The sequence below is a fragment of the Paenibacillus arenosi genome, assembly GCF_014841135.1.
Taxonomy (GTDB): Bacteria; Bacillota; Bacilli; order Paenibacillales; family Paenibacillaceae; genus Paenibacillus_B; species Paenibacillus_B arenosi.
Map to the genome: position 1 here is coordinate 160,763 of NZ_JACYTN010000007.1, position 11,918 is coordinate 172,680.

An 11,918-nucleotide genomic window follows, 5' to 3' on the forward strand; every position below is an offset into this window, starting at 1 on the left:
TATTTATCGCTTTTCCGTATGAAATGATAAATCAATGGATGAGGGGCGATAGTATGTTAATCGTAACAACTGAACGCGTTCCAAATTATGAGGTGAAGGAAGTAATTGGTCCTGTATTTGGCTTAACTGTGCGTGCACGAGGGCTCGGTAAAGATATTATGGCAGCCTTCAAAGGACTTGTTGGTGGAGAGATTACACAATATACTGAAATGCTGGAAGACGCTCGTAAGCAGGCAATGGATCGTATGGTGAAGAATGCTCAAGCTATGGGTGCGAATGCGATTGTAATGGTTCGCTTTGATTCTGGTGAAGCAGGCAACAACATGACGGAAATTGTAGCTTATGGCACCGCCGTTGTCGTAGAGAAAGTTAAAGCATAATGGACAAATTTCTGTGGATTTATTTTGGTGTTCAGGCATTGATACTCCTTGTGTTACTTATTGTTGCACGATTCAAAGATCGCAGATATCGAAATGAATCAGATACGGACGACGTGCCAAATGGATATGAACGTACATCTGAAGTAAGTATTGATCCACGAACAGGGCAAAAGGTAAGAGTGTATTATAATCCTCGTACAGGAGAGCGTTTTTATAAAGCTGAATGAGTCCATAGAGAAAGTTAAAGTTCAAAATAAAATAATACGAGATGCTGCACACTTGAGGCGCGACTTGCGTATAGTGTTAGCAGAAAGAAACAACACATAACTAGTAACGGACCCGTCGTCGTGTAACCGTCTGCGAGGAGGACCTAGGCCTTCTACAAACAGACGTTTATCATAGATGTTGGGGACAAAGGGATTGATCGGGTTGCCGTTCAATCCCTTTGTTTTTCTTCTTAAGTCTGATATGATCGGTACAGATGTTAAGGAGGAATGGTACGTGGATTTGAAGACGGCTGTGAAGCAAATTAAGAAGGGCCAAGCACAACCGTTCTATGTGTTATATGGTTCAGAAAAATATCGAATGGATGAATTCGTTCAGTTTATGTTGTCGCAGCTCGTGCCTGAAGATAATCGTGAATTGGCGATTACGAAGATGGATACATCTGAAATGCCGGTTGAGCTGGTTGTAGAAGAAGCGGAAACACCGCCGTTTCTCGTTGAGCGCAAAGTGATTCTTGTGAAGGACCAGTCGATTTTTGGTACGGGCAAGGACGGGAAGATGGAGCATCGTACCGATCGTTTGTTGCAATATATGGCGGAACCGATGGACACCACGATTATTATTTTTATGGTGCAGGGGGAAAAGCTTGACGAGCGCAAGAAGACGACAAAGGCTGCCAAATCGGCTGATGCTATACTAGCGTTTAATCCATTCAGTGCGGAAGAACTGGTGCAATGGGTAATCAAGCAGGCTGAGCAGCGCCAGTGTATCATTGAGGAGCAAGCGGTAGATGTGCTGATTAGAAGTGCAGGAACGAAGCTGCAAGCTCTATCGAGTGAAATGGAAAAGCTGTGTCTGTATGTAGGTCAAAGTCAGCATATAGATGTTCATGCAGTTGAAAGCCTTGTTCCTAAAAATACAGAAGAAAATGTGTTTCAGCTTGTTGAAGATATAATTGGGAAACGTACGGATCGTGCTCTTTCTACCCTACATGAATTGCTGAAGCAGAAGGAAGAACCTATCAAAATCGTTGCCCTTATTGTTCGCCAACTTCGTATCATGCTGCAAGTGAAAGAACTGACTGGCCAAAGCTTTAGTCAGCAGCAGGTAGCATCGCAATTAGGGTTGCATCCCTATGCGGTTAAGATGGCAGCAGAGCAGGCGCGCTCACATCCAGCAAGTGCGCTGGCAGCATGGCTCACAGAGGCGGCTGAGTTGGATTATGAAATGAAGAGCGGACGTGTGGAAAAGACGTTAGGGCTGGAGCTGTTCATCATGAGACTTAGCAGCGGCGTGCCTCGTCATAAGCTGCACTAGATCCGTATTTCTATAACATGCTAAGTGACGAGAAGGAAGATGTAGAGATTACTGAGAGGTTGGATTGAGTCTATTAGATAAGACTAGAGAAGATTTCTCTAATATATTCCCAGTGATAGGAAAATGAATAGTAAGTATACAAATAAAAAAAGCTGTCCAGTAGGACAGCCTTTTTTGCGCTTTAAGCTAAGTATGAAAGGCTTTGATTATGCTTGTGCAGTCAAAGCGTTCAATTTTTGTGCTAAGCGAGATTTTTTGCGGGCAGCCGCATTTTTGTGGATCAAACCTTTAGTCACAGCTTTGTCCAATTTCTTGGAAGCCAAAGCTACAGCTGCTTTAGCTGTTTCCACTTCAGTAGTTGTCAAAGAGACATCAGCAGCTTTAACTGCTGTACGAAGTGCGGATTTTTGGGAAGCGTTCAACATGCGACGTTTGTCGTTTGTTTTTACGCGTTTAACAGCGGATTTAATGTTTGGCATTGCTTTCACCTCCGTTGCATCGTAGTGCGACAATAGAATCAATTCCACAGATTGAGGTCTGAATGAAATGATTCACAACTTAAAGTATTCTATCATGATGTATAGTAAAAAGCAACACACAACCCATACTGGCAGCACCTCCCATTAGGTGGAAATCCCGCGATTTGACGCACGTTTATCATCGAAGAATTTACGTAAGCTTACGCATAATGGAACGAACAATTTGCGCATAATAGCGAGAGTACGCGATGATTTGACGGGAGGAAGACAATGACGGCAGATTTAAACAAGTATTCGGTACGAACGGACTTAGCACTTGAAGCTCGTGAAATGGCGCAGCCTGATATCCATGTGCCACTGCCTGGCGTGGAGGAGCATGTAGAGAATGCGGCGGGAATTAAAGTAACAAACTTAAATGTATATAATGAAGAAGGTTCTCGTGCAATGGGGCGCGTACAAGGGCGGTATTTGACATTAGAAGTGCCTGCATTGCGTAAAAAAGACTCTGACTTGCAAGATCGAGTCGCGACGAAGTTTGCTCAACTATTTGAAAAATATTTAATAGATGCAGGAGTAAAGTCGACTGACAAAGTATTAATCGTTGGATTGGGTAACTCGAATGTAACGCCGGATGCGCTTGGCCCGATGGTTGTAGAAAATATATTAGTAACAAGGCATTATTTTGAACTCGTTCCTGAGCAAGTAAGCCCAGGTTATAGGCAAGTTAGTGCTGTAGCTCCTGGTGTACTCGGAACAACGGGTATCGAATCTAGTGAAATTGTGCATGCCATCGTGGAGAAAACGCGTCCTGATGTTATTATTGCAATCGATGCGTTAGCATCAAAGGCTTTGGAAAGAGTCAATACAACGATACAAGTTGCTGATATCGGTATTCATCCAGGTTCTGGGATTGGTAACAAGCGCAAAGGATTGACGCAAGAAATACTCGGTATTCCTTGTATTGCAATTGGCGTGCCAACTGTATGCTATGCTTCAACGATTGTAAATAATGCAATTGAGCTGATGAAAGAGCATTTTAAGCATGAAAATGTAAAATCAAGAGACGTTATTGGGCTTTTAGATGAAGTATCGGAGCAGGAACGTTTGCAGCTTGTAAAAGAAGTGCTGGAACCGTTGGGACACGATGTCATTGTAACACCTAAAGAGGTCGATGAATTTATTGAGGATATGGCGAATATTATTGCCAGCGGCTTAAATGCTGCACTTCATGAAGCGGTAGATACGAATAATGTAGCTGCTTATACGCATTAATGAAAAACCTTTCCTGGTGAGTAGAGAGACATTAGCAATCTTTCACTTACAGGAAAGGTTTTTCGTGTAGAGCATTTATTTATTTGTTTGTTTATTTGTTGGCGACTGACCTTTCAGTATTTGACCTTGTACAGGGAAAATTCCTTTTGCGAAACGTGGAGGCAATGAACGACCATGTTCCAAGCTTGGTTTGTCACTTACTTGATAGTGAATGTGCGCCTCACTGGAGTTGCCTGAATTGCCGCAGTCCCCCAGATAGTCACCCGTTTTGACCTTATCACCTTTCTTGACTTTAATCGTATTCTGTTTGAAATGTGCTAAAAAGCTATATTCGTTGTTGCCATGATCAATAATGACATAGTTGCCAGCAGTTTGATCGGGGTTCATCTTACCTGGCACATTATCTGGAATATCAGTTACCACATCAACGATGGTTCCGCCTGCAGGGGACAACACTTTTTTACCGAATGCGTAATAATCCTCATTTTTCTTGCCATTGCCTTTAAAGCTTTTTCCGTTCTTCGTTACGACAAGGTCAAGTGCATAGCGCTGTGTATCATAAGCGTAGTGATAATTTTCGATTACATTATGACCACCCCAGGCTACGAACCATTCGCCATCAAATGGAAGCTGGAACGTCGTTTTTGTTTGATAGGAGTCTGTCTCTGGAAACTTTAGAGGCGGTGGCATGAGTAAATACGAAATTTTCCCATTTTTAATGATTGCTAAAATAAGTTTGCTTTTATCTTTGTTTGTCCAGGATTCAACAATGAAACCTTCGGGTGAAAATCGCTGCCCTACATAACGAGGTTTCTCTCCTTTTGTCCAGAAAGATTCTAAAAGCTGTTGAATATCTTTTTGGCTGACATCTTTTTGAAAACTTGCTACTAATGCTGCGTGCAGGGAACGACCATCATGTGCGGATACCCATTTTTCGAAATTTTCTTTTGTTGCTGTGATCGGTTTCTTTTTTTCCGCAGTCAAAGTCCCCTTATTTGCTTTCGTTACATGTTGCGTAGCTGCCTCCGCTTCTTTATCGACACATCCGCCTATCAATAGAGAAGAAAAAAGTAGAGTTGCAAGCAAGGCTGCTGTTGAACGTGATAGCGATTTTTTATTTTTACTTGTAAGGTTTGAATGGTTTGTAACGTCTACGCTCTTTTTCATCATGTAATCTCCTTTGTGATTGGATCGTTTTTGTTTGTTTTCGTTTCTCTAATATGAATAATAAAGGTTTACTTTTACGTGCAGCGAAACGGGATATAAATCATTTATGTAAGATTTTGGTTTAACAATGAGGTTGTTAAGGTTCCGTTAAGAAACCGTTAGAGGAAAGGTAAGCATAGCGTGGTATGGTGTAGCCTATAGCGCCCCTAGTTTACAGGTTTGGGCCGTATGATATGATGATTTTACTTATTTGGAACATGTTAATTATTAGTAGAGTTTTATTGCTGTAAACAAGTAAGCGTAACGTGATTGGAGAGAACGGCGTACGAATATATAAGGGGGAATACATAATGAACGATTTGCAGCAAGCACATATCCTTATCGTTGAAGATGAGTTAGCTTTGCAGAAGCTCGTCCTGACCGTACTAAATAAAGAAGGATTTACAAATGTACATACCGCTTCAAATGCAGAAGAAGCTCTACTCATAAATGAACAAATTCCACTGGACTGCATCATATTAGATGTAATGCTGCCCGGAAGAAGTGGATTCGAGATCGCTCCTCTTCTTAGACTGAAAACAGAAGCGCCTATTTTGTTTGTGACCGCCCGCACGACGGATTTGGATAAGTTAACTGGCTTCGCACTTGGAGGAGACGACTATATGACGAAGCCGTTCAACCCTCTAGAGCTAGCTGCAAGAGTAAAGGTGCAGTTGAAGCGACATTTATCTTATCAGCAAGCCATTCAGCATGCTCAAGGGAGAGTAGATTCGTTATCGAAGCATGATAGAGCGACTTTAGAATCTATAAATGAAGAGCGAACTTCATATGCGTCGCAATCTACTAGAGACATATATGATTACGGTAGATTCCAAGTTGATGAGCAAGCTGGCGAATTAATTGTTGCTGGACAATCTATAGATTGTCCAGCGATGGTGTTCCAACTGCTGCTGTATTTGTGCAAGCATCCGAATCGGATTTTTTCCAAAGGCGAACTGTATGAACAAGTATGGGGCTTGGATGCTGTCAAAGACGACAACACGGTCATGGTACATATTCATCGAATTAGGGAACGGATTGAGGAAATGCCGAGTGAACCATCCTACCTCGTTACGGTACGCGGAATGGGCTATAAGCTGCTCTCCCGTCCAAAACGCAAGGAGGGTTAATTGTGAAGGCGACTCAAAGACTCGCATGGCATTATATTCGACAGTGGTTGTTTATTTCGATCGCGTTGCTTCTTAGTGTTGTCATCGCATTTTCATGGATTGTAGATCGTACGATGGCTCTAAATATGAACCGGAATTTTGCGAATCATGGATTTGACAACTTGGTTGATTCAATTTCGGTTATAAATGGACAGCTTCAATGGGATGAGCAGTTGATACAACAAGTGAAGGTTAGCGGTGGATGGCTTCAGATTGCAGATTCAAGCGGAGCTGTTTTGCATGAATTTTTTGTTCCTGACGATGTGCCCAAAAAGTATAAGGTGGGAGAACTTGTCTCTTTTATGCATCGGAAGGTTCCTTTTCCATATGACGTATATGCTTATTTGAGAGCTATAGGTGATTATGAAATCATGCTCATTTATGGTGAGAAATCAGAAAAGGAGCATTTGCTGGACGCGTGGTTAAAAGATCCCGAAAAGGCAAAGCCGATGATCAAACAAGCTGGAGCATGGGTGCAGTCGATAAATGCAGAGGGAGATGATTTAGAGAGTTGGAATAAGCCAAAGAGCATAGAAAGTAAGATCAGCCCGTATGAGTTGGTTCTACGTGCTGGATATGAGGAACATTATGGCGAGCGAGTTGCTTTTCAATATGATTCGAATTCAGGGAATACGTGGGTTCTTCGTATGCCTTATTCATCGTTAGATGCAGAGCCTTTTGTGATCATGGCAGGCCTGCACTTATATAGCGAAACGCAAATATGGATGGTCGGCATCGGGGCTGTGGTGCTCTCAATGCTGATTCTGTTTGCCATCATGGCATGGTGGGAAAGCAGTCGAATTGGTCGTCCACTTACTCATTTTATGAGATGGGCAGAAGCAATGTCCAATCATCAATACGAGGAGCCGCGGAACATATCTGGAAAGTATCTTTCGCTTAATGGCAAGGGTAGATTGAAACGAAACTATCGAATTTATAGTGACGTTTGGCAGGCGCTGAGTACGCTCTCTGAGAGATTACAGCAGTCTGAAAGTGATCGAGAACAGCATGAACGGCTGCGGGAGCAATGGTTGACGGGGTTGACGCATGACCTAAAGACCCCATTGGCTTCCATTATTGGCTATGCTCACCTACTGAATGCTAACCAGTATGACTGGAGTGAAGCAGAGAGAATGGAATTTAGCATGCTGATTCAACAGAAAGCCGAGCGTATGGATGAGCTTATACAAAATTTGAATTTAACCTATCAATTAAAAAGCAATGCGTTACCGATGGATCGAGTGGAGACGGAAATGAATGATTGGATGTCTAGTATCGTCCATGAACTGCTGCCAGTACCGGCTGATACAGAAGCGAAAATCATTTTTAACCCTTCGCCACAACCGATTATGTTGAATATTGATGTTCGGTATTTTGTACGGGCAGTTGAAAATGTGTGTATGAATGCTTGGATTCATAACGAGTCAGGAACGATAGTGACGGTATCTATCGAGCAAGATGAAGCGGGAACGACCCTTTTATTTATGGATGATGGGCGCGGTATGGATGAGCAGGCCCTGCAAAACTTGTTCCAAAGATATTACCGTGGTACATCTACAGATACGACGGATCGAGGCAGCGGTCTTGGTATGGCTATTACGAAACAATTAATAGAAGCGCATGATGGTGAAATTTCTGTACAGAGCCAGATAGGGAAAGGAACGACTATTCGTTTTTATTTCCCGAGAAATTAGGTTTTAGTTCTAGTATTTTGTTTGTCCTCATAGAGTCTACTAATAGCAATCTTTCATTCCTCGCACTTGCTTACAAAGCCTATGAAATATTGAGAGATTACGAGAATGTATGTGGGATACGAAACGATGCTTTAATCATTCGCCCTTCATTTTCGCAGCTACTCAACAAAGGTTTCTCGCAAGCTTGTGTGATCCGAATGAAAGACAGTGACAGCAGGCAAGGAGGCGAACAAATAGATGGAATGGAATGATGAAAATAATAAAAATCGTTGGAATAAGCAGAATTTGAAGAAGTGGGAACCGATCATTTTATCCGGGCGGATGTTTATGTTGATGGCAGTTGCTTCAGCTGCTTTTTTCATCGTAATTGGCATAGGGGTTATTGCTGAGCAGAAGGCGCAGTCTACTCCTTTGGCTGGTATGAAAGGCATTGCAGCTCAACTGCCTGCGCAACTATTTATGAACGCGATTGCGATGGAGATGCCGGGCGTACCTGATTCTGCACAGCAATTGCAATGGAATAGCAAGGATGCAGCAAGACTATTGGTTCGTTTGATGACGAATATGAATCCGCTTGATCCGAAAACATTGCTAGCAGGAGAATTACCGCGGGCCAATCGTGAACAGACTGTTCCACTGCGGCTTCCAGAGGGGAATCAGTACGCGAAAGGCCCTGCTGATTATATGCCTTTGCCTAATCAACTTACGCAAGGTGAAGACGATCCTCAGTCATCACAGGATAATAGGATCAAGCCATTGCCAGGGAGTTCGGGTAAAGATTCCGCAGGCACGAAACAGCCTTCTTCACAGATGAGCAATAAAGTTGTGTTCATTTACCACTCACATAATCGAGAATCGTGGAATCCGGTATTAAAAAGTAAAAGTTCCAATCCAAACGATGCTGAATTGAACATTACACTTGTTGGTAAACGACTTCAGGATCAATTAGAGAAGCGAGGAGTAGGAGCTGCGCATTCCGATAAAGATTATGCATCCAGTGTCGAAGGATACAAGTGGAATCAGTCTTATAAATATTCACATGGCACAATTAAAGAAGCGATGTCGCAGCATCAAGATTTACAGTTCTTTTTTGATATTCATCGCGATGCGCTTCGCCGGGAAGATTCAACCGTGACGATTAATAATAAATCATATGCCCAAGTATACTTTATTATTGGACATCGCAATCCGAACTGGAAGAAGAACGAGAAATTTGCCTCAGAAATTCATAGCAGGTTGGAAAAAGATTATCCCGGCATCTCCCGCGGCATTTGGGGCAAGTCTGCTGCCCAAGGTAATGGTGAGTACAATCAATCTCTATCTCCAAACAGTGTCATTGTTGAAATAGGCGGTATCGACAATACGTTGGAGGAGAGCTACCGGACGGTGGATTTATTAGCAGATTTAATCGCTGATATCGTGCATGAACAGCAGGGAGATAAGCCAGTAACGAAACCAGTGAATGCTGATAGCAACAAAGGGAAAAAGGCCTATTCAGCTTACTCTCCAGAAAAATCGCGTGACGATACGAGTGCTGCTACCTCTATTGGTTAGGTTAAGACAGCTCATTTTGGGATACACCTTCTATTGTACTTTCGATACCTAATGAACCGGAGGTTTAGGAGATGAAACGTATTGTTCCGCGCATTACGGTTTTGCTTCTGTTTACTATTATTGGCGTGTTAGTTGGTATGGAATGGACGCGCCTAGGTATCGATAGGGTGTATGGCCCTATGCCGCAAACGGCTGTCACGGAGGCTTCATCTAAACTGCCTGACAGTGGACAGCAAGCTTTAGAGAAGCAGCAGTGGAATGTTCAAACAGGTTCAACCGAACCAACTACAAGTTGGGAATCAGAATGGAATCGGCAGCTAAAGTCTGTATCTGAAGTGAATCTTCGTAATGAGCAGCAGGCAACTGAAGAATGGGAGAAGCAAATGCCTGAGCATATGGGATTGCCTCCAATTGAGAAACCTCCAGTCAACAAATTAGCGGATAAAACAGCGGGTTTTTTATCTCGATTGTCTGAGGCAGGGATTCAAGCGGTTGTAGGAATATTCGACGGATTGTTCTAAATGTTACTGCGCCATTGATGCCGGCGGTGTTATTCGGTATAATAAAACAATTGAAACTTGGCACAGTGGTGGGGGTATTAGATCGAATGACGGAATTGCTGTCACGACAGAAGAAAATTCGCAATTTTTGTATTATTGCACATATTGACCACGGAAAGTCCACGCTTGCCGATCGCATTCTGGAATATACGGGAGCACTAACTTCCCGTGAAATGCAAGCACAGGTGCTTGACCAGATGGATCTGGAGCGCGAACGTGGTATTACAATTAAATTGCAAGCGGTTCGTCTTACTTATAAGGCGGACGATGGAGAAGAATACATTTTGAACCTGATCGATACGCCAGGACACGTCGACTTCACGTATGAAGTTTCCCGTAGTTTGGCAGCTTGTGAAGGGGCATTGCTAGTTGTCGATGCTGCGCAAGGTATTGAAGCACAGACCCTGGCTAACGTATATTTGGCACTTGATAATAACTTGGAGATTATACCGGTTATCAACAAGATTGACTTGCCAAGTGCAGATCCTGAGCGCGTAAAGCAAGAAGTAGAAGAGGTAATCGGTCTAGATTGCTCTGATGCTGTTCATGCTTCTGCCAAAGCAGGTATCGGTATTCGTGAAATTTTGGAGCAAGTTGTTACGAAGATTCCAGCTCCTACAGGTGACCCGGAAGAGCCGTTGAAGGCGCTTATTTTCGACTCCCATTATGATCCGTACAAAGGTGTAATTGTCTATGTTCGTGTTGTCAATGGAGCAATTCGCGCCGGCAGTAAAATCAAAATGATGGCAACGGGCAAGACGTTCGAAGTTATTGAAGTAGGCGCATTCAAGCCGCGCATGACAAGTGTGGATGAGTTGAATGTAGGTGACGTAGGTTTCGTTGTTGCTGGTATTAAAAATGTTGGCGATACGCGTGTCGGTGATACAATTACGGAAATGAAAAATCCTACAGCAGAGGCATTGCCAGGTTACCGTAAAATTAACCCAATGGTATTCTGTGGATTGTACCCGATCGAGACTACGGACTATAACGACCTGCGCGAGGCGTTGGAGAAGTTGCAGTTGAATGATGCGTCTTTGACGTTCGAGCCTGAAACATCCACAGCTCTAGGGTTTGGTTTCCGTTGTGGATTCTTGGGACTATTGCATATGGAAATTATCCAAGAGCGTATTGAGCGTGAGTTCAACATTCCGTTGATTACAACAGCACCAAGCGTTATTTATAGTGTCACGTTGACAGATGGTGAAGTACTTCGTATTGATAATCCATCCAACTATCCGGATCAACAAAAGATCGACTTTGTTGAAGAACCATTCGTCAAAGCTTCGATTATCGTTCCTAACGATTATGTTGGAGCGATTATGGAGCTTTGCCAAGGTAAGCGTGGAGAGTTCGTCGATATGCAATACTTAGACACGACTCGTGTTACCATTACGTATCACATTCCGTTGTCTGAGGTTGTGTATGACTTCTTCGACCAGTTGAAATCCAACACAAGAGGTTATGCATCATTCGATTATGAGCTATCTGGCTACCGTCGTTCTAATCTCGTGAAAATGGATATTATGCTTAATGGTGAGCAAGTGGATGCTTTGTCCATCATTGTTCACAAAGATCGTGCTTACTCACGTGGTAAAGTCGTTTGTGAGAAGATGCGCGAATTGATTCCTCGCCAAATGTTCGAGGTGCCGATTCAAGCTTCGATCGGGACGAAGGTTATTGCTCGTGAAACGGTTAAAGCAATGCGTAAAAACGTATTGGCGAAATGTTACGGTGGTGACATCTCCCGTAAACGTAAGTTGCTGGAGAAGCAGAAGGAAGGTAAGAAGCGTATGAAGCAGGTCGGTTCCGTTGAGGTTCCGCAAGAGGCATTCATGGCGGTTCTTAAGATTGACGACAGCAAGTAAGCAACTCGCATACTTGTCTAGATATAAGTGCTTTTAACAAAGAACCGTGCCCTAATAGGCGCGGTTCTTTGTGTTGTACGCCCAGCATGGGCGTCATCTCTAGGGTGAAAGTCCCGAACGGGGGCTGGCGAACGCCTACCGTTAGCCAAGAGCAAGGGTGTCTGTCGTGAGGCAGAATCTGAAGGAAGCTGGAG

General features: G+C 43.2%; 12 protein-coding genes. 9 read left to right on the top strand and 3 right to left on the bottom strand.

Features of this window, described 5'->3' with window-relative positions:
• Positions 1–53 precede the first annotated feature (53 nt).
• The 3 genes from IFO66_RS12165 to holA all read left to right on the top strand — a co-directional run bounded on the left by IFO66_RS12165 (position 54) and on the right by holA (position 1,922).
• Complete coding sequence (locus tag IFO66_RS12165; protein ID WP_192025399.1) at positions 54–380, top strand: YbjQ family protein; 327 nt, start codon at positions 54–56, stop codon at positions 378–380.
• Positions 380–607 carry a hypothetical protein gene (locus IFO66_RS12170; protein WP_192025400.1) on the top strand — a complete coding sequence of 76 codons (228 nt, stop codon included), beginning with the start codon at positions 380–382 and terminating at the stop codon, positions 605–607. Before IFO66_RS12165 ends, IFO66_RS12170 begins: the two co-directional genes overlap by 1 nt.
• Positions 608–881: 274 nt before the next feature.
• Positions 882–1,922, top strand: coding sequence for a DNA polymerase III subunit delta (gene holA / locus IFO66_RS12175; RefSeq protein ID WP_192025401.1), 1,041 nt, complete (start codon positions 882–884; stop codon positions 1,920–1,922).
• Between the two features lie 206 nt (positions 1,923–2,128).
• Here holA and rpsT read toward each other — a convergent pair whose 3' ends face one another.
• Entirely contained in the window at positions 2,129–2,401 is a 273-nt protein-coding gene (gene rpsT, locus IFO66_RS12180) for a 30S ribosomal protein S20 (RefSeq protein WP_192025402.1), read from the bottom strand.
• Between the two features lie 270 nt (positions 2,402–2,671).
• Here rpsT and gpr point away from each other — a divergent pair, with 270 nt between their 5' ends.
• Positions 2,672–3,673 carry a GPR endopeptidase gene (gene gpr / locus IFO66_RS12185; protein ID WP_192025403.1) on the top strand — a complete coding sequence of 334 codons (1,002 nt, stop codon included), beginning with the start codon at positions 2,672–2,674 and terminating at the stop codon, positions 3,671–3,673.
• 75 nt (positions 3,674–3,748) lie between these two features.
• On the opposite strand, the gene IFO66_RS12190 is transcribed toward gpr, so the two are convergent.
• Positions 3,749–4,843 (bottom strand): M23 family metallopeptidase, encoded by a 1,095-nt coding sequence (locus IFO66_RS12190; protein WP_192025404.1) that lies wholly within the window; start codon positions 4,841–4,843, stop codon positions 3,749–3,751.
• Positions 4,844–5,190: 347 nt separating this feature from the next.
• Here IFO66_RS12190 and IFO66_RS12195 point away from each other — a divergent pair, with 347 nt between their 5' ends.
• The 5 genes from IFO66_RS12195 to lepA all read left to right on the top strand — a co-directional run bounded on the left by IFO66_RS12195 (position 5,191) and on the right by lepA (position 11,724).
• Positions 5,191–6,009 (top strand): response regulator transcription factor, encoded by an 819-nt coding sequence (locus tag IFO66_RS12195; RefSeq protein ID WP_420488664.1) that lies wholly within the window; start codon positions 5,191–5,193, stop codon positions 6,007–6,009.
• Between the two features lie 2 nt (positions 6,010–6,011).
• A complete protein-coding gene (locus IFO66_RS24240; protein ID WP_192025405.1) occupies positions 6,012–7,742 on the top strand; it encodes an ATP-binding protein in 1,731 nt (576 codons plus the stop codon).
• A gap of 237 nt (positions 7,743–7,979) precedes the next feature.
• The gene (locus IFO66_RS12205) at positions 7,980–9,296 is read left to right on the top strand and encodes a stage II sporulation protein P (RefSeq protein WP_192025406.1); all 1,317 of its coding nucleotides are present in this window, start codon (positions 7,980–7,982) and stop codon (positions 9,294–9,296) included.
• Positions 9,297–9,367: 71 nt separating this feature from the next.
• Positions 9,368–9,817, top strand: a complete 450-nt coding sequence (locus tag IFO66_RS12210; protein WP_192025407.1) for a hypothetical protein — start codon at positions 9,368–9,370, stop codon at positions 9,815–9,817.
• Between the two features lie 86 nt (positions 9,818–9,903).
• Positions 9,904–11,724 (top strand): translation elongation factor 4, encoded by a 1,821-nt coding sequence (gene lepA / locus IFO66_RS12215; RefSeq protein WP_192025408.1) that lies wholly within the window; start codon positions 9,904–9,906, stop codon positions 11,722–11,724.
• Here lepA and IFO66_RS23810 read toward each other — a convergent pair.
• Positions 11,702–11,918, bottom strand: a 217-nt coding sequence (locus IFO66_RS23810) for a hypothetical protein (RefSeq protein ID WP_225445700.1), incomplete at its 5' end; no start/stop codon positions are given. The genes lepA and IFO66_RS23810 overlap by 23 nt on opposite strands.